We start from the raw sequence: 17,851 nt of genomic DNA, 5'->3' as shown, positions 1-17,851 counted from the left end.
GCCCAGTCTGTCACGTCCCGGCCGCACTCTCACGGCATCGGCCGTCGGACGGGCCCGGCCGGGTGACGCGACCCCGTCCCGTACGGGCCCCTTACCCCGCGGGTAATCGACCGGGGCACCGCCCGGGCGCCATCGTGGACGCACCGGGTTCCGGGCCGGCGCACTCCGGCCCGGAACCCGGCCCACCGCACACCGCCCCATGACGGAGAGTGATGCCCCATGTCCGCGCCCCCGCTCGCCGCGCTCGCCCGCACCTCCGTACCACAGTCCGTGCTGCGCCGCTTCCTGGCGCTGGACGCGGCCGTCACCGGCGTCAACGCGCTCGTCTACCTTGCGCTGTCCGGCCCGGTCGGCCGCCTCCTCGGTCTCGATGCCCGACTGCTGCTCGGGATCGGCGGGTTCCTCGCCGTGTACGCCGCCGCGGTCGCCCTGCTCGCCGGCCGGGACCACCCGCCCGCCCTCGGGGTGCGCGCCGTCGTGGAGGCCAACCTCGCCTGGGCCGCGGTGAGTCTGGTCGCCCTCTTCCTGTGGCTCACCCCCACCACCACCGGTGCGGTCTGGACCGTCCTGCAGGCGCTGGTGGTGGCCGGGTTCGCGGTGCTCCAGCACCTGGCGCTGAGGGACCGTCAGTCGACGCGGGACTGAAGGTACTTCGCCGTCGCCGGGTCGGCCGGGAGCAGTGTCTCCACGGCCAGCTCGGCGACGGTCACGTCCATCGGCGTGTTGAAGGTGGAGATCGACGACACGAACGACAACGTGCGGCCCTTGTGCTCGATCCGCATCGGCAGCGCGACGTACGCCACGGCCTCCTCCGGCTCCTCGCACGCCCCGCCGGTGTCCGGCACCGGGTACGCCGCCACCTCCTCGTACAGGGCCCGCAGAGGTGCCGAACGGCGCAGCGCGATCTGCCGCTCCATCTGCCCCAGCAGGTGGCCCCGCCACTGGCGCAGGTTGCGGATCCGGGGCGCCAGGCCCTCCGGGTGCAGGGCCAGCCGCATGGTGTTCAGCGGCGGTTCCAGCAGCGCCCCGGGCACCCCTTCGATCAGCTCCAGCACCCCGCGGTTGGCCGCCACGACGTCGTACAGGGCGTTCACCACCAGCGCCGGATACGGTTCGAAGCCGCCGATCAGCCGCTCGATGCCCTCCCGGAGCGCGCCCAGCGCCGGGTCGTCCAGCGGGGTCTCCGGGAAGCGGGGCGCGTAGCCGGCCGCCAGCAGCAGCGCGTTGCGCTCCCGCACGGGGACCTCCAGGTGCTCGGCCAGGCGCAGCACCATCTCCTCGCTGGGCCGGGCCCGGCCGGTCTCGACGAAGCTGATGTGCCGGGCGGAGGAACCGGCCCGCAGGGCCAGTTCCAGCTGGCTGACGCGCCGCTGCTCCCGCCAGGCCCGCAGCAGCGGACCGACCCCCTCGGGAGGTGGAGGGGAGGGGACGGCGAGCGTGGGCGGGACGGTGGCCATCCGGTGACGGTAACCGACGGCACGGGCCGCCGGGGAGCGTACGCGTGCCCGCGGGACCCCCGTCGCCCCCTGTGGCAGGCTGAGGACGCGCCCCCAGCGGGCGCGAGCGGCCGACCCGACCAGCGAAGGAGCACGCCCATGCCCGTCGAACCGCTGTCGCCCGAGGAGATCGAGAACCGGCTCGCCGAGCTGCCGGGCTGGACCCTCGACGGGGACCGCCTCACCCGCGCCTACCGGCTGGCCTCCCACACCGCCGCCACGGCGATGGTCGTGCACATCGCCCAGGTGCAGGAGGAACTCGACCACCACTCCGACCTCACCCTGGGCTACAACACCGTCGCCCTGTCCGTGCACACCCACAGCGCGGGCGGCGCCGTCACGGAGAAGGACCTCGAACTGGCCCGCCGAGTACAGGACCTCGCGCCCGCCCACGGGGCACACTGAGGTGCGTGCTCGACTACGACGAGGAAGCCGGACGGTACGACGCCTCGCGCGGCGGTGAGCCCAGGGCTCGCGCCGCGGCCGACGCCGTGCTCGCCCTTCTCCCGGCCGGCACCCGTGACCTGCTCGACGTGGCCTGCGGCACCGGCATCGTCACCCGGCGCTTCGCCGCCGCCCGTCCCGGGCTGCGTGTCTCCGGCGTCGACCTCGCCCCCGCCATGACCCGCCGGGCCGCCGCCCGACTCCCCGGCGCCGTGGTGCGCGGCGACAGCCGCCGGCTTCCGGTGCGCGACGCCTCGGTCGACGCGGTGGTCAGCGTGTGGCTGCTGCACCTGCTGGCCGACCCGGGTGAGGTGCGGCGGGTGATCGGTGAGTGCGCGCGCGTGCTGCGGCCCGGCGGTGTCTGGGTCACCACCGTGGGCAAGGGGGCCTCCCACAACGTCGGCAGTGACATCGACGCCGTCCTCGCCGCCCGGCCGCCCAGCCCGGTGCACGACGGTCCCGACGCCGTGGCGGCGCACGCCGCCGGACTGGGGCTCCGGCCGGCCGGGCAGGGCCGGTTCACCGGCCACGGCCAGGGCCGCAGCCCTCGCCGCACCATCGCCGACCTGCGCCGCGGCTGGTTCGTCACCCTGCCGCCCGGCGACCCCCGCGCCGACGGCTTCGCGGACCGGCTGTCCCGCCTGCCGGACCAGGACCGGCCCCGGCCGGACCCGGTGTTCCACCTGCGCGCCTTCCGCAAGCGGGTCTGAGGGGGGCGCTGTACAGGACGCGGCCCCGAGACGCGCCAAGGCCCTGGGCCGGGATCCTCGGCTCTGTTTCCCCGGAGCCGCCGTGAGGCGACGAGCAGTTCACCGCGACCGGAGTGACGCCCGGTCAGAGGTGGCGGGGACAAGGTTCCGTGGTGAGGCAACGGTCCCGGCCGCGCAGGGACTCTCTTGGACATCTAGGAAGGGGGTGCTCATGGGGGTTCGAAAGCAGGCCGGGGACAGGGAGTTCCACGATTTCGTCGTCGGCCGCTGGCCGCACCTGATGCGCACGGCATTCCTGCTCACGGGTGAGCAGCACGCGGCCGAGGATCTGGTCCAGTCGACGCTGGAACAGGTCTACGTGGCCTGGCACAGGGTCACTTCGGCCGACGCCCCTGAGGCGTACGTGCGACGAGTGATGATCAACACGCATGCCCGCAGATACCGCAGGAAGCTGCGGGAGTTCCTGCTGCCCAGGAGCGAGGACGCGGGCCTGACGCACGAGGTGGCCGACACCGGTGACCGGATCGCCCAGGCCGACGACCGTCACACGCTGCTGACGGCGCTGGCCGAACTGCCGGCACGGCAGCGGGAGGCAGTGGTCCTGCGGTACTGGGAGGACCTCACCGAGACCCAGACGGCCGAGGCGATGGGCTGTTCGGTCGGCACGGTGAAGAGCAACGCGGCCAAGGGGATCGCGAAGCTGCGCGCGGCATACGGACGGGTGGAGACAGTGACGCAGGGAGGACGACGGTGAAGAGCGCGGACCGGGAGACGGATTCCCACATGACACAGCACGACATCGCCTTCCTGCTGGCCGACGCGACCGACGAGGTGCGGATCGGCACAGCCCCCGCCCAGGCGCTGATCCGTGGAGGCCGCCGCCGCAGGGCCCGTCGCTGGGCGGCCGTGGCGACCACCACCCTGGTCCTGGCCGGCTCCACGGGGGCGCTGGCACTGAACGGGCTGTCCGGTGACGGGGAACGGAAGGTGGCGTCGGCGAGCCGGCCGGTCGCCGGCGCGGAGGAGGCCGAGCCGGACATGCGGACGACCCTGGCGAGCGGCACCGACGCGGGAGTGCCGTGGAGGGTGTACATCGACGTGTGGGAGGCTCCGGCGGACACGGCGGAGGCCCAGGCCACCCTGGCGGCCATGGCGAAGTACGGCGAGCACCCGCACGACGTCTCCTCGGCCTCCGAACTGGTGGGCAAGGTCGCGCACTTCGTGCACCGGGTCACCGGTGAGGAGGCGAGGACCACCGAGATCGGGAACCTGGTGCTGCCCGAGGACGACGTCCTGACCGGCGGCGAGTACGGGACCGTCTCGCTCCCGCTGCTCCCGGGGGACGGCACGGCCCCCCCGCGCCTGGTCTTCGCCCAGGTCGCCAAGACCGCCCAGGAAGTCACCTGCACGTGGAAGGACGGCACCTCCATCAAGGTCGGCCGTGCGTCCGCGGACACCGGGGCGAACGCCGACGTTCCGGTCATCCACAGCCCCAAGCATTCCCCCTACGACTGGTTCGCCGTCCTGGCGCCGGAGTCCACCGAGTTGGAGGGGATCAAGGTCACGAAGTAGACCGAGCGGGAGACCGACGCCGCGAGGGGCGTCGCGCAGTGGCCCTCCGCGCGGGAGCAGAGTGACGGTGGCGTCCCGGAGCAGGAACCGTGCGCGCCGGGCGGGCTTGCGGAAGCGGCAACACTGTTTGCCCCCTCCGGTGCGTCACCGCACCCTGGGGCTACCCGAGCGGAGAGGCTGACCCCATGGCGCACGATCACCACCCCGACCACCCCACCCCCGGCCCGCACGACCCGGATCGCCACGACGGGCCCGGTCACGGCGGGCATCACCACGGTCACGACCACGCCGACATCGACTGGGCCGAGCTGGCCCCGCTGCTCGAATCGCAGGCGGAGCTGTTCACACCGCTGTACGAGCGGGCGCTCGGCTGGCTGGCGAAGGAGGTCACCGAGCCCGGACTCGTCGTCGACGCCGGCAGCGGACCCGGCGTCATCTCCGCCCTGCTCGCCGAGACCTTCCCCGGGGCCCGGATCGTCGCCGTGGACGGCTCCGGTCCCTTGCTGGAACGGGCCGGGGAGCGCGCCGCCCGGCACGGGGCCGCCGACCGCTTCAGCACGCTGACCGGTGAACTCCCGGACGTGCTGGACGATCTGGAGTATCCGGCGGACCTGCTGTGGGCCAGCCGCAGCGTGCACCACCTCGGTGACCAGGCCGCCGCCCTCACCGCCCTCGCGGCCCGGCTCGCGCCCGGGGGCACCCTCGCGGTGATGGAGGGCGGGCTGCCCGCCCGGTTCCTGCCCCGTGACATCGGCTTCGGCCGGCCCGGACTCCAGGCGCGGATCGACGCGGTCGAGCAGGACTGGTTCACCCGGATGCGTGCCGACCTGCCGGGCTCGGTCGCCACCACCGAGGACTGGCCCGCGCTGCTGGTGGCCGCCGGGCTCCGCCACACCCGCACCCGCACCTTCCTCCTGGACCTGCCCGCGCCCACCACCGACCGTGCCCGCGCGTACGTCGCCGCCACCCTCACCCGGACCCGGGAGACCCTCGCCGAGGACCTGGACGCCGAGGACCGCGCCACCCTCGACCGCCTCCTCGACCCCGCGGACCCGGCGAGCGTCCACCAGCGCCCGGACGTCTTCGTCCTCGCGGCCCACACGGTCCACACCGGCGTCCGGCCGGCGTGAGGCTCGGGGCCGCCGCCGCGCCGGCGGGTGCAAGGGCGGGGCGTACGGTGCCGCGCGGGTCGCGAGGAACCGCGGGCGCACGCCGGAGCGTCCGGTGCCGCCCGGCCCCTCGGCCGTCGAAGCGGGGCCCCGCGTCCTCAGCTGTCGCAGCGGGGCCCCGCCCCCTCAGCCGTCGAGGCGCCGGTGCGCGTCCTCAGCCGTCGAAGCGGTGCCGCGCCGCCTCGATGTGGCCGAGGTGCTCGTGCGTCCAGCCGCAGATGGCGTCGACCGTGGTGCGCAGGGCCCGGCCCGCCCCGGTGAGGGTGTACTCGACCTTCGGCGGCACCGTGGGGTGCACCGTGCGCTCGGCCAGGCCGTTGCGCTCCAGCATGCGCAGGTTCTGGGTGAGCATCTTGTGGCTGATGCCCTCGACCTCGTTCCGCAGCTCGCTGAAGCGCAGGGTGCGGTCGCCGAGCGCCTCGATGATCAGGAGCGCCCACTTGTTGGCGACGTCGGAGAAGATCTCCCGCGCCAGGGAGTCCGCGCGCCTGAGGTCCGCGTCCGCCGGCAGGTCCTCGAGCAGTTGCTTGGTCACCATGAGGTTCCTCGGTTACTGAAAAGTGCGTTCTTCCAGGTCAGCCGTCACTCTCCTATGGTTTCCGAGTAACCGCAAGAGAGTGACCTGTCACCAGGAGAGGCGATCCCATGGCCACCATCGATGTCTACAACCACGGCGTGCCGGCCGAGAGCGCGTTCGGCTACTCGCAGGCGGTCAGGTCCGGCGACCTGATCCACGTGTCCGGCCAGCTCTCGCTCAGCGACGCGGGCGAGTTCGTCCACGCCGACGACTTCGCCGCCCAGCTCCGGCAGACCTACGTCAACCTGGACAAGGTGCTGAACCACTTCGGCGCCACCCGCAACCAGGTCGTCTCCCAGACGCTGTACGTGGTGGACCTGCAGCGGAACTCCGAGGCGCTCATGAAGGGCAATCCGGCCTACTTCGGTGACCATCGTCCGGCCAGCACCGTCTTCGGGGTAACGGAACTGACCTTCCCCGGCCAGGCCGTCGAGATCGCCTTCGTGGTGGACATGAAACTGCCCGCCTGAGCGGTGCCGCGGGACGGGGGACGGCGGGGCGGCCCGGCGCGGGGCCGCCCCGCCGGTCCTTCCCCGGCCGGACGGGCCGCCCGTCATGGCCCCTGCCCGGGCCGGGCCCGCCCGTGGCCCCCTCGGACCGGACGCGCGACGCGGCCGCCCCGCGGCGCGCGGGGCGCGGGAGCGGGGAGGCCGTCGCCGACGGGCCGGGTGCGGTCCTGCTCAGGCGCCGTTCAGCCGGGCCGGGTCCGGGCCCAGGCGCCGGTCCTCGTTCAGGGCGCTGATCGCCGCCAGGTCCTCGGCGTCCAGGGAGAAGTCGAACACGTCGAAGTTCTCCCGGATCCGCGACGGCGTCACGGACTTCGGGATCACCACGTTGCCCAGCTGGAGGTGCCAGCGCAGCACCACCTGGGCCGGTGTGCGCCCGTGCTTGCGCGCGATCGCCACGATCGCCGGGACCTCCAGCAGCCCCTTGCCCTGGCCCAGCGGTGACCACGCCTCCGTGGCGATGCCCCGCTCCGCGTGGTACTCGCGCGCCGCGTGCTGCTGCAGGTGCGGGTGCAGCTCGATCTGGTTCACCGCCGGGACCACCGACGCCTCGTCCGCGAGCCGGTCCAGGTACTCCGGCAGGAAGTTGGACACACCGATGGCGCGGACCCGGCCGTCCGCGTACAGCTTCTCGAAGGCCCGGTACGTCTCGACGTACAGGTCGCGCTCCGGGGTCGGCCAGTGGATGAGGTACAGGTCCACGTACTCCAGGCCCAGCTTCGACACCGACGCGTCGAAGGCCCGCAGCGTCGCGTCGTACCCCTGGTCGCTGTTCCACAGCTTGGTCGTGACGAACAGTTCCTCGCGGGGCACGCCGGACCGTGCGATCGCCCTGCCGGTGCCCTCCTCGTTGCCGTAGGCGGCCGCGGTGTCGATGCTGCGGTAGCCCGCCTCCAGAGCCGTCGCCACGGCCGTCTCGGCCTCGGCGTCCGGGACCTGCCAGACGCCGAAGCCCAGTTGGGGCATCTCCACGCCGTTGTTCAGGACGATCGGGGGGACCTTGCTCACGAGCTCTCGATCCTTCGGTTGTGGACGGTGAACAGCCCCATCCTCAACGATCACACCCCGCCGTGCATTCCGGACCGCACAATTCACGCGCGGTACAACGCCTCCACCTCCACGCCGTACGCCTTCTCGATGGCCTTGCGCTTCAGCTTCAACGAGGGCGTGAGCAGGCCGTGTTCCTCACTGAACGGCTGCGCCAGGATGCGGAACGTGCGGATCGACTCGGCCTGCGAGACCAGGGTGTTGGCCGCCACCACGGCCCTGCGCACCTCCGCCTCCAGGTCGGCGTCCTGCACCAACTCGACGGCCGGCAGGGCCGGTTTGCCCCGCATGGCCAGCCAGTGCTCCACGGCCTCCGGGTCCAGGGTGATCAGCGCCGCCACGTAGGGGCGGTCGTTGCCCACGACGATGCACTGGTTGACCAGGGGGTGGTCCCGTACCCGCTCCTCCAGCGGCCCCGGCGAGACGCTCTTGCCGCCGGACGTCACCAGGATCTCCTTCTTGCGGCCGGTGATGGTGAGGTAGCCGTCCTCGTCCAGGGAGCCCAGGTCACCGGTGGCCAGCCAGCCGTCGTCCAGCACCTCGCGCGTGGCCCCGGGGTTGTTGAGGTAGCCCTGGAAGACGTTGTCGCCGTTCAGCCAGATCTCGCCGTCGTCGGCCAGGCGCACCGACACGCCCGGCACCGGCCGGCCCACGGTGCCGAACCGGGTCCGCTCCGGCGGGTTGGCGGTGGCCGCCGCCGTCGACTCGGTCAGGCCGTACCCCTCGTAGACGTGGATGCCCGCGCCCGCGAAGAACAGCCCCAGCCGCCGGTCCATCGCCGAACCGCCCGACATCGCGTGCCGGATCCGCCCGCCCATCGCGGCCCGCAGCTTCCCGTACACCAGCTTGTCGAACAGCTGGTGCTGCACGCGCAGGGCCGCCGACGGCCCCGGCCCGGTGCCCCACGCCTTCGCCTCCATCGCCTCGGCGTGATTCACGGCCACCTCGACCGCCTTCTCGAACGCCCCCGCCCTGCCCTCCCGCTCGGCCTTCCGCCGCGCCGCGTTGAACACCTTCTCGAAGATGTACGGCACGGCCAGGAAGAACGTCGGCCGGAACGCGGCCAGGTCCGGCATCAGCGCCGCCGCGTTCAGCTGCGGCTGGTGGCCGAACCTCACCCGCCCGCGGACGGCGGCCACCTGCACCATCCGCCCGAAGACGTGCGCGAGCGGCAGGAAGAGCAGCGTCGCCGCCTCGTCGCCCCGGCGGGAGTGGAACACCGGCTCCCAGCGTTCGATGACGGTGTCCGCCTCGAACATGAAGTTGCCGTGGGTGAGCACGCAGCCCTTCGGGCGGCCCGTGGTGCCGGAGGTGTAGATCACGGTGGCCACCGAGTCGGGGGTGACCGCCCGGCGGTGGCGGTGCACGACCTCGTCGTCGAGAGCGGCGCCCGCCTCGTACAGCTCCTGCACCGCACCCGCGTCGAGCTGCCACAGCCGCCGCATCCCGGGCAGCCGGTCGATGACGGTGGCGATCGTCATGGCGTGGTCCTCGTGCTCCACGACCGCCGCGCTGACCTCCGCGTCGTGCAGCATCCACAGGACCTGCTCCGCCGACGACGTCGGGTAGAGCGGCACGACCTGGGCACCGACCGTCCACAGCGCGAAGTCGAACAGGGTCCACTCGTAGCGGGTGCGGGACATGATCGCGACGCGGTCGCCGAACCGGACCCCCTGCGCGAGCAGGCCCTTGGCGAGGGCGAGCACCTCGTCACGGAACTCGCCGCTGGTCACGTCACGCCACCGGCCGTCGGCGTCCTTGCGGCCGAGCGCGACCCGCGACGGGTCCTCCTTCGCGTACCGGAACACGACGTCCGCCAGACCGCCCACCGGAGGGGGCAACGCCAGCGCAGGGCTGGTGAACTCGCGCACGGCCGCTCCCGTTCCCCGCTCCCCGGTACTCGCACGATGCGGACACTGGACCGCGCCGACGGGGGACCCCCGGCACGGCGCGGTGAAAGCTACCCCACCCTCCCCGTGCTGCGGGAGGGGTGGGAGACCTGAACGTCGCTCGCGTCCGCGCAGGTCAGCGCCACAGAATGCACCCACAAGGGGAAGGGCCGGACAGATTCCTGACTTTTGAGTAAGGATCGTGGGGGCGATCTCCACCGAATCTGTACGCGGCGTTGACCGGCGCTTGACGGTCGGGGCGGGAGGACGGTGGGTCCCGGCGGGCTCGACGCCCCGGCGTCGCTCGCCGTGCTGCCGCTGATGCTGTTCCACCAGATGCAGCTGATGGTCTGCGCGGTGATCGCCGGGCGCCGCTCGCGCGACCCGGAGACCGGCGAGGCCCGCGAGACCGGCGAGGTACGCCAGGTCGGTGAGGTCGGTGAGGCGCGTGACGTCCGTGACGTCCATGACGTCCGTGAGGCCGACGCGGGGACGCCCGCGACCGGCCCGGCGGTCATCCCGCCGGGCCGAGCCGCACCGTCAGGAACCGGGGCCGGTACAGCGCCACGTTCCGGCTGAGCATCACGGCCGCACCGGCCGTCTCCATCCAGTTGACGTCGTAGCTGAGCACCAGCCGCCCGTCACGGCTGAGTTCGGGGTGCGTCTGGGGGTTGTAGGCGGCGGTGCCCTCGTGCGGCAGCGCGGGGGCGAACTCCTTCTCCGGCCCGTGCCAGGGACCGGCCGGCGAGCAGGCCCAGTACGACGCCACCGTGGTGAGCCCCTTCGCGCCCGCCGCCATCGTGAACAGCACGTACGTCCCGTCGTCGCGGACCACGGAGAAGGCGCTGCCCACCCCGGCGCGCCGCCCGTCGCCGAGGACCGGGCGCGGGTCGGCCCGGGTCTGCCACTCCGAGCCGTTCCAGAACTCCCAGGCCGCCGGGTCCGCCAGGCCGCCCTCCGGTACCCGTGCCACGTACGCCCGCGAGACCGGCCGGGACACCGCCCGGCCGTCGTCCCCCCCGAACACGTACGTCCAGCCGTCCTCCTCGGTCAGGGTGGTGCCGAACAGCACCCGGCGGGACGGGTCGGTGACCTGCTCCTGGTCGTGGACCATGGTCACCGACTCCAGGCGCAGGCCGGGCAGGGAGAGCGTCGCCACCTCCGTGGCCGTGGGCACCCCGTAGATCCACGGGGACGGCCCGGTACGGCGCACCCACAGCAGGACCCGCAGGACCTTGTCCCGGGAGCCGGGGGAGCGCGGTTCCACCCGGGCGGCGACCGGCCAGCGCCACCGGTCGGGGCCCGGGTCCGCGAACAGCGGGGCGGGCAGGGTCCGTTCCAGGCGGCCGTCGCGCATCACCACGGCGGAGTTGCGGACCATCGGCGCGGCGGGATCCCGCCAGGTGTACGACTCGCCGACCGGGTTGGGCGGGCCGTTCACCCTTCCCAGGAACGTGTCGGAGAACAGCCACAGCAGCCGTCCGTCAGGCAGCCGCACCGAGTGGGTGCCGTCGCCGCCCGTCCAGTCGTCGGTGCGGGTGGCGTCGTCGCCGTAGCGGGCGAACTCGGCGGTGAGGGTGTCGTCGGCCGACCAGGAGGCGACCGTACGCGGTGCGCAGGCGTCGCTCCCGGGCCGGCCGTCGTCGTGGTGGGGGCCGGAGAGCAGCACGGCACCGAGGACCAGGGCCAGCAGCACCACGCCGATCCCGGTCGCCGTCCGCCGCCGTGCTCGGGCTGTGTCGTCGGGGACGTCGGGGCCGTCGGGGTCGGTGGGCACGCTCCGTGACGTTAGTGGCCCACGGTGCCCGGGTCCATGGCGCCTCGGCCGCCGGGGAGGGGGTCGGCTGTCACCGCACACCCGCCGTGCCGGTCACCGGGCCGGTCGTCCTCCGGTGCCGTCGGGGCCGGGTGTCGGGCGCGTCCTGCTGCGAGGCCCCCGCGGGACCGGTGCGTCAGGCGTGGGGAGCTGCGGCCCGGACTTCGATGCGGTGGTCGCCGGCGTACACGTTCATGGAACCGCCCCGCAGGAACCCCACCAGCGTCAGCCCCGCCTCGGTGGCCAGATCGACCGCCAGCGACGACGGCGCCGACACCGCGGCGAGCAGCGGGACACCGGCCATCACCGCCTTCTGCGCCAGCTCGAAGGAGGCCCGGCCGGACACCAGCAGCAGTGTCCGGGACAACGGGAGCCCGCCCTGCTGCAGGGCGCGGCCGACCACCTTGTCGACCGCGTTGTGCCGTCCCACGTCCTCGCGCACGTCCAGCAGGTCGCCGCTCTCGTCGAACAGGGCCGCCGCGTGCAGGCCGCCGGTCCGGTCGAAGACCCGCTGGGCGGCGCGGAGCCGGTCGGGCAGCTCCGACAGCAGGTCCGCCGTCACCCGCAGCGGGGGAGTGTCGGCGATCGGCCAGCGGGTCGTGGTCCGCACGGCGTCCAGGCTCGCCTTGCCGCACAGACCGCAGGACGACGTGGTGTACACGTTGCGTTCCAGGGTGATGTCCGGGATCGGGACACCGGGAGCGGTCTGCACGTCCACCACGTTGTAGGTGTTGACGCCGTCCGCGGTGGCCCCCGCGCAGTACACGATGTTGCGCAGGTCGGAGGCCGAGGCGAGCACGCCCTCGCTCACCAGGAAGCCGGCCGCCAGGGCGAAGTCGTCGCCGGGGGTGCGCATCGTGATCGCCAGGGGCCGTCCGTTCAGCCGGATCTCCAGGGGCTCCTCGGCGACCAGGGTGTCGGGCCGGCTGGACACCGCCCCGTCCCGGATGCGGAGCACCTTGCGTCGTTCCGTGACTCGTCCCATGTCCCCAGTCCTGATCGTTCCCCGTTCCGTGCGGGCCGCGCGCCGGACGTCCATTGTCCCGCACGGGGCGGAGGGCCGGGGCGGGGCATCCTGCGGGCGGGCCGACGAAGGGGCCGGCGAGGGGGCGGGCGAGGGGCCCGCCGCGGGAGCTGGTGGCAGTGGCGGTGAGCCGGCCGGGGAGCGGCCCGGGGCGACGGCCGCCGGGACGTGGCCGGTCCGCACGGGGGTCCGCACCGGGGCCGCCGGGCCGTGGCCGGTCCGCACGGCGGTCCTCACCGCGGCCTCCGGGAGGGTCCGCGCGGCGGTCCTCGCGGGGTCTCCCGGACGCCTGTGCGTGGTCGTCCGCACACGCACCGTCGGACTCCCGGCCCCGGCGTCCGGCGGGAGCGGAAGCCGACAACGCCCGGGCCCGATTCCTGTCACTTCACCTGCACTCGTACCCGTGAGTCACTGATCAGACTGAGGGATCCCGCTTCCGAACGACGAGGGGACCCCGCCCATGATCGGCTCGCGCATCGCCGCTGTCGGCCACTACCAGCCCGCCCGGGTGCTCACCAACGAGGACCTGGCGGGCATGGTGGACACCAGCGACGAGTGGATCACGAGCCGCGTGGGCATCCGCACCCGTCACATCGCCGGACCCGACGAACCCGTCGACGAACTGGCCGCGCAGGCCGCCGGCAAGGCCCTCGCGGCGGCCGGCCGGACCGCCGACGACATCGACATGGTGCTGGTGGCGACGTCCACCGCGATCGACCGTTCGCCCAACATGGCCGCCCGGGTCGCCGCCCGGCTCGGCGTCCCCGGCCCGGCCGCCCTCGACCTCAACGTGGTGTGCGCCGGGTTCACCCACGCGCTGGCCACCGCCGACCACGCCCTGCGCGCGGGAGCGGCCACCCGTGCGCTGGTCATCGGGGCGGACAAGATGTCCGAGGTGGCGGACTGGACGGACCGCTCCACCTGCGTGCTCGTCGGTGACGGGGCGGGGGCCGCCGTCGTGGAGGCGGCGGACGAGCCCGGCATCGGCCCGGTGCTGTGGGGGTCCGTGCCGGAGATGGGTCACGCGGTGCGGATCGAGGGGACCCCGCCGCGCTTCGCGCAGGAGGGGCAGAGCGTCTACCGCTGGGCGGCCACCCGGCTGCCCGTGGTCGCCCGGCAGGCCTGCGAGAAGGCCGGACTGGCCCCGGAGGACCTGGCGGCCGTCGTGCTGCACCAGGCCAACCTGCGGATCATCGAACCGCTCGCCGCCCGCCTCGGCGCGGTCAACGCCGTCGTCGCCCGCGACGTCACCGAGTCCGGCAACACCTCCGCCGCCAGCATCCCGCTCGCCCTCTCCAAGCTGGTCGAGCGCGGACAGATCGCCACCGGCGACCCCGTCCTGCTGTTCGGCTTCGGCGGCAACCTGTCCTACGCGGGACAGGTCGTCCGCTGCCCCTGACCTCCCGGGTACGGGACCAGCGGCAGTCGTGGCCGACCCGGGCCGTGCCGTGCGTGGGGGGTCGACGGCGGTCGTGGCCGGCCCGGGCCGTGCCGTGCGCGGGGAGTCAACGGCAGTCGTAGGTGACGTCCACCCGTGCCGTGCGCTCGACCGGCGTCAGCAGGCGCAGCTCGGCGTGGCCCTCGTGACGGCCCCGGCCCTCGAAGGTCCACAGCAGGTGCAGCCGCGCCCGTGTCCGGCCCCGGGGCAGCTCCTCGCGGAGCACGCCCGAGGAGGTGCCGTCGCTGCGGGTCCAGCGGTAGGTCAGCACTCCGGGCCGGCCGTTCGTCGTGACGGTGGCGACGAGGTCCGCGGTGCCCTCGCAGCGCACCGTGGCCGGTCGCGCCGTCACCGCCACGCCCCGCACCGCGAGGTCCGGGCCCAGACGCTGCCAGGCCAGGAAGGCCAGCACGCACAGCAGGACGACCGCCGGCAGCGTGTGCCGCCGCACCCCCCGCCGCATGGGCGGCGCGGACGGTGCGGGAGCCGCCGGGACGACGGGCGCCCCGTACGAGCGGTGCGCCCGTGCGCCCGCGACACCCGGGCCGAAGCGCAGCACCGTCCCCTCCACCCGGTCCGGCGGCACGGGGGGCGACGGTTCCGGTGCACCGTCCGCCGGTGGAGCCTCGCGGTGGGGGCCCGCCGCCCGCAGCGTCGCCGCCTCCGGGGGCGTCCCGTCCCGGCCGGGGACATGGTCGCCGGCGCCCTCGGGGAGCGTCGCCGTCTCCGGTCCGGGCCGCTGGATCCAGTGGCCGGCCAGCACGGTGGCGCTGTAGTCGTCGTCCTCGCCGGGCGGGTTCCCGGGCGCGGGCCGGGGCGTGGGGTCGTTCGCCGAGGTCATCGCAGGTCGCACCGCCCGGTGAGGAGCTGCTGCGACGCGCCCCCGTCCGCCGACGCCGGCGAGGTGGCCGCGCGCACCGTCCAGTAGCAGCCGAGGGTGGTGAAGGCGTGCTCCACGGTCACGGTGTACCTGGTGGCGCCGCTGCGCCGGACCACCTGCGCGGCCCCGTCCTGGGCGGCCGGCTGTCCGGAGACGTCACCCGTGAACCAGCTGAGGGAGACCGACACCGGGCCGGTCCCGTCCGTCACGACCGTGACGGTGGTCGTGGCGGTGGTGGCACCGGTCTGCCGGAACTCCGAGACGGTGATGTCCTTCACCGCCGGTGCGGCCGGTGCGGTGTCCGGCGGCGGGGGAGGGGACGCGGGGGTACCCGGCCCGGTGGCGGGGCCGCCCGGTGCGCCGGTGCCGGGGGCGGCGCCGGGGCCGGTGCCCGGGTCCGCCCCCGTGTCGGGCCCGGTGCCCGCCGGGTCCGGGCCGCCGGGTACCGCCGTCGCCGTGCCGGACGGCTCGGCGGACGCCCCGGCCGCGGTGGCGGACGCCGGCGGACCCTCCGCTTCGTCCGGCCCGCCCGTCGCGCCCGGCGGGGTGGGGGCCGCGGTGACGCCCGGACGGGCGGTGGTGGTGGCGAAGACCTCGGCCGCCCGTCGCTCCGTGTCGCCGCCCGACGGCTGGGCCTGCGCCAGCAGGACGGCCAGGACGACGGCCGCCGCCGCGGCCAGCAGTCCCGGACCGCTCGGCCGCCAGGCCCGCGCCCACCCACCGCCCGGCGGCTGCCGCAGCACGGTGCGCGCGGTGTCCGTGGTGGAGAACGCCTCCGAGCGGGCCGAGGGCAGCAGCAGGGGCAGCAGCGCGGCCAGGGAGGCCAGCCGTCCCCGGCCGCGCTCCTCCCAGCCGGGCCCGTACGCGGCGCCCGCCACCGCCTCCAGCTCCGCCACGAACGCCCGTGCGTCGCCCGGCCGTTGCCCCGGGTTCTTGGCCAGCCCGCGCCGCACCAGCGATCGGACGGCCGCGGGCACCTCGGCGTCCGGGACCGGTGCGTCGACGTGGCGCAGGGCGAGTTCCGCCAGGTTCTCGCCCGGGTAGGGCCTGCGGCCGGTCAGGCACTCGAAGAAGGTGGCCGTCGCCGCGTAGACGTCGGTGGCGGGGGAGGCGGGCTCGCCCCGCCACTGCTCGGGCGCCATGTAGGCGGGGGTCCCGGCGACCCCGGCGCGCGTCCCCGCGTCCGCCGCGATGCCGAAGTCGACCAGCTTGGAGGTTCCGTCCGGGCCGACCAGGACGTTCTCCGGCTTGTAGTCCCGGTGGACCACCCCCAGCCGGTGGGCGTCGGCCAGGCCCAGCAGCGAGCCCTTGAGGACCGTCAGCGCTGTCTCCGGCTCCAGCGGGCCCCCGCGCGCCAGCAGGGCACGCAGGGCCACTCCGTCCACCAGTTCCATCACGATGGCCGCGCCGTCCGGGCTCTCCACGTACTCGTAGAGGCCGGCCACGTACGGGCTGTCGAGCCCGCCCAGCAGCCGGGCCTCCGCGCGGAAGCCGTGGACGAAGCCGGGGCGGGTGCGCAGCGACGCGCTGAGGTACTTCACCGCCACCGGTACCCCGGTGCCCTCGTGCACGGCCAGCACCACCCGGCCGCTCGCCCCCGCGCCGAGTTCCAGCGACTCGGCGTACCCCGGTACCGTCCATGCGTTCATCGATCCCCCCGGACCGCAGTCCGTCCCCCGGAGCATGGCGCACCCCGGGGCATCCGGCCCTCGCGAACACAGACACGTTTCCGGCCACCGCGGTTGCGGGGGCCGTCGTCCGGGAGGAGCGGACCTCCCGGAACCTCCTCGTCCGCCGCGGTGGCCACGGGCGGGCGCAGGGCCGCCCGGCTGTCCGGAAGGCGGTCTTTCCGAGGAGAGCGCTCCCTTGCTTTGTCCTGTGAGTGGAAAAAGTAGGGGGCAATTGCTGCACGACTTCTTCCCAGCACCGGCAGCCGCTGCTACGTTCCCTTCCGAAAGCAGGCCGCACACGTGGCCGGAATCCGGTGCGCACAGCCGATCGAGGCGGGGAGGGGCTCGTGAGACGCATGACCGCCCGACCCGCGAACGCCCACCAGGCCCGGCTGCTACGGCTGTTGCGCGACGGTGGTCCCAACTCCCGCGCCCAGCTGGGCGATCAGGTGGACCTCTCGCGGTCGAAGCTGGCCGTCGAGGTGGACCGGCTGCTGGACACCGAGCTGGTCGTGGCCGACGGCCTCGCCGCCTCCCGCGGCGGACGGCGCTCCCACAACATCCGGCTCAACCCCCGTCTGCGCATGCTCGGTGTCGACATCGGCGCGACCTCGGTCGACGTCGCCGTCACCAACGCCGAACTGGAGATCCTCGGACACATCACCCAGCCGCTGGACGTGCGCGAGGGACCGGTCGCCGTCTTCGAGCAAGTCCTCGCGATGGCCGCCAAGTTGCGCGCCTCCGGGCTCGCGGAGGGGTTCGACGGCGCCGGCATCGGCGTCCCCGGGCCGGTCCGCTTCCCCGAGGGCGTCCCGGTGGCCCCGCCGATCATGCCGGGGTGGGACGGATTCCCGGTGCGGGAGGCGCTGAGCCAGGAACTCGGCTGTCCCGTCATGGTCGACAACGACGTGAACCTGATGGCGATGGGGGAGCAGCACGCGGGCGTGGCCCGCACCGTCCCCGACTTCCTGTGCGTCAAGATCGGCACCGGCATCGGCTGCGGCATCGTCGTCGGCGGCGAGGTCCACCGCGGGACGACGGGCAGCGCGGGCGACATCGGGCACATCCAGGCCGTGCCCGACGGCCGGCCCTGCGCCTGCGGCAACCGAGGCTGCCTGGAGGCCCACTTCTCCGGCGCGGCCCTCGCCCGCGACGCCACCGAAGCCGCCCAGCAGGAGCGTTCCCCGGAACTCGCGGCCCGCCTGGAGACGAACGGCACGCTCAGCGCCGCCGACGTGGCCGCCGCTGCCGCCGCCGGGGACGCCACCGCCCTCGACCTGATCCGTGAGGGCGGCAACCGCACCGGCCAGGTCATCGCCGGGCTCGTCAGCTTCTTCAACCCCGGCCTGGTGGTGATCGGCGGCGGGGTGACCGGCCTCGGCCACACCCTGCTCGCCGCGATCCGCACCCAGGTCTACCGCCAGTCGCTGCCCCTGGCGACCGGCAACCTCCCCATCGTCCTGGGCGAGTTGGGCCCCACCGCCGGCGTCATCGGCGCGGCCCGGCTCATCAGCGACCACCTGTTCTCACCCGCGTAGGCACCACGGCACACCCCGCACCACGGCAGAACGCACGACCGCTCGAGGCACCACCGGCACCACCGAACTGCCGCA

General features: G+C 74.3%; 17 protein-coding genes and 1 pseudogene. 10 read left to right on the top strand and 8 right to left on the bottom strand.

The genetic code is table 11. The features are described 5' to 3' along the window. Positions 1-219: 219 nt before the first annotated feature. Positions 220-645: a hypothetical protein gene (locus tag AB0F01_RS14885; RefSeq protein WP_362094561.1), complete on the top strand. Its 426-nt coding sequence runs from the start codon at positions 220-222 to the stop codon at positions 643-645. Here AB0F01_RS14885 and AB0F01_RS14880 read toward each other — a convergent pair. After that, positions 627-1,457 carry a helix-turn-helix transcriptional regulator gene (locus tag AB0F01_RS14880; RefSeq protein ID WP_362094559.1) on the bottom strand — a complete coding sequence of 277 codons (831 nt, stop codon included), beginning with the start codon at positions 1,455-1,457 and terminating at the stop codon, positions 627-629. The genes AB0F01_RS14885 and AB0F01_RS14880 overlap by 19 nt on opposite strands. 138 nt (positions 1,458-1,595) lie before the next feature. On the opposite strand from AB0F01_RS14880, the gene AB0F01_RS14875 reads away from it, so the two are divergent. From AB0F01_RS14875 to AB0F01_RS14855, 5 genes are all read left to right on the top strand, one after another. Then, a complete protein-coding gene (locus AB0F01_RS14875) occupies positions 1,596-1,901 on the top strand; it encodes a 4a-hydroxytetrahydrobiopterin dehydratase (RefSeq protein WP_362094557.1) in 306 nt (101 codons plus the stop codon). 5 nt (positions 1,902-1,906) lie between these two features. After that, positions 1,907-2,650, top strand: coding sequence for a class I SAM-dependent methyltransferase (locus tag AB0F01_RS14870; RefSeq protein WP_362094554.1), 744 nt, complete (start codon positions 1,907-1,909; stop codon positions 2,648-2,650). Between the two features lie 211 nt (positions 2,651-2,861). Beyond that, a complete protein-coding gene (locus AB0F01_RS14865; RefSeq protein ID WP_362094552.1) occupies positions 2,862-3,404 on the top strand; it encodes a SigE family RNA polymerase sigma factor in 543 nt (180 codons plus the stop codon). 29 nt (positions 3,405-3,433) lie between these two features. Continuing rightward, complete coding sequence (locus tag AB0F01_RS14860) at positions 3,434-4,222, top strand: hypothetical protein (protein WP_362094549.1); 789 nt, start codon at positions 3,434-3,436, stop codon at positions 4,220-4,222. 185 nt (positions 4,223-4,407) lie between these two features. After that, positions 4,408-5,352, top strand: a complete 945-nt coding sequence (locus AB0F01_RS14855; protein WP_362094546.1) for a class I SAM-dependent methyltransferase — start codon at positions 4,408-4,410, stop codon at positions 5,350-5,352. A gap of 193 nt (positions 5,353-5,545) precedes the next feature. Here AB0F01_RS14855 and AB0F01_RS14850 read toward each other — a convergent pair whose 3' ends face one another. Beyond that, positions 5,546-5,929: a helix-turn-helix domain-containing protein gene (locus tag AB0F01_RS14850; protein ID WP_362094544.1), complete on the bottom strand. Its 384-nt coding sequence runs from the start codon at positions 5,927-5,929 to the stop codon at positions 5,546-5,548. Between the two features lie 107 nt (positions 5,930-6,036). On the opposite strand from AB0F01_RS14850, the gene AB0F01_RS14845 reads away from it, so the two are divergent. Next, entirely contained in the window at positions 6,037-6,438 is a 402-nt protein-coding gene (locus AB0F01_RS14845; protein ID WP_362094541.1) for a RidA family protein, read from the top strand. 210 nt (positions 6,439-6,648) lie between these two features. On the opposite strand, the gene AB0F01_RS14840 is transcribed toward AB0F01_RS14845, so the two are convergent. After that, complete coding sequence (locus AB0F01_RS14840; protein ID WP_362094538.1) at positions 6,649-7,482, bottom strand: aldo/keto reductase; 834 nt, start codon at positions 7,480-7,482, stop codon at positions 6,649-6,651. 83 nt (positions 7,483-7,565) lie between these two features. Further along, on the bottom strand, positions 7,566-9,392 hold the full coding sequence (locus AB0F01_RS14835) for an AMP-dependent synthetase/ligase (protein WP_362094536.1): 1,827 nt from the start codon (positions 9,390-9,392) through the stop codon (positions 7,566-7,568). Between the two features lie 309 nt (positions 9,393-9,701). Here AB0F01_RS14835 and AB0F01_RS14830 point away from each other — a divergent pair. Further along, positions 9,702-9,989 (top strand): annotated as a pseudogene (locus AB0F01_RS14830) (bile acid:sodium symporter); the annotation flags it as partial. Here AB0F01_RS14830 and AB0F01_RS14825 read toward each other — a convergent pair. Together AB0F01_RS14825 and fdhD are read right to left on the bottom strand one after the other, a co-directional pair. After that, positions 9,925-11,187, bottom strand: a complete 1,263-nt coding sequence (locus AB0F01_RS14825; RefSeq protein WP_362094533.1) for a DUF4185 domain-containing protein — start codon at positions 11,185-11,187, stop codon at positions 9,925-9,927. The pseudogene AB0F01_RS14830 and the gene AB0F01_RS14825 overlap by 65 nt on opposite strands. Before the next feature lie 175 nt (positions 11,188-11,362). Beyond that, positions 11,363-12,211, bottom strand: coding sequence for a formate dehydrogenase accessory sulfurtransferase FdhD (gene fdhD, locus AB0F01_RS14820; RefSeq protein WP_362094531.1), 849 nt, complete (start codon positions 12,209-12,211; stop codon positions 11,363-11,365). Positions 12,212-12,710: 499 nt separating this feature from the next. Between fdhD and AB0F01_RS14815 the strand changes: the two genes are divergently transcribed. Continuing rightward, positions 12,711-13,649: a beta-ketoacyl-ACP synthase III gene (locus AB0F01_RS14815; RefSeq protein ID WP_362094528.1), complete on the top strand. Its 939-nt coding sequence runs from the start codon at positions 12,711-12,713 to the stop codon at positions 13,647-13,649. Positions 13,650-13,755: 106 nt separating this feature from the next. On the opposite strand, the gene AB0F01_RS14810 is transcribed toward AB0F01_RS14815, so the two are convergent. Both AB0F01_RS14810 and AB0F01_RS14805 read right to left on the bottom strand, forming a co-directional pair. Continuing rightward, positions 13,756-14,529 carry a hypothetical protein gene (locus AB0F01_RS14810; RefSeq protein ID WP_362094525.1) on the bottom strand — a complete coding sequence of 258 codons (774 nt, stop codon included), beginning with the start codon at positions 14,527-14,529 and terminating at the stop codon, positions 13,756-13,758. Beyond that, entirely contained in the window at positions 14,526-16,217 is a 1,692-nt protein-coding gene (locus AB0F01_RS14805; protein ID WP_362094523.1) for a protein kinase, read from the bottom strand. The genes AB0F01_RS14810 and AB0F01_RS14805 overlap by 4 nt, the downstream gene beginning before the upstream one ends. 377 nt (positions 16,218-16,594) lie before the next feature. On the opposite strand from AB0F01_RS14805, the gene AB0F01_RS14800 reads away from it, so the two are divergent. Continuing rightward, positions 16,595-17,776: an ROK family transcriptional regulator gene (locus AB0F01_RS14800; protein ID WP_362094520.1), complete on the top strand. Its 1,182-nt coding sequence runs from the start codon at positions 16,595-16,597 to the stop codon at positions 17,774-17,776. The last annotated feature ends 75 nt before the right edge of the window (positions 17,777-17,851 follow it).

It is taken from the genome of Streptomyces sp. NPDC029526 (genome assembly GCF_040637405.1).
GTDB lineage: Bacteria > Actinomycetota > Actinomycetes > Streptomycetales > Streptomycetaceae > Streptomyces.
The sequence above is the reverse complement of the archived record's forward strand: the minus strand, read 5'-3'. Positions and strand labels throughout refer to the sequence as shown.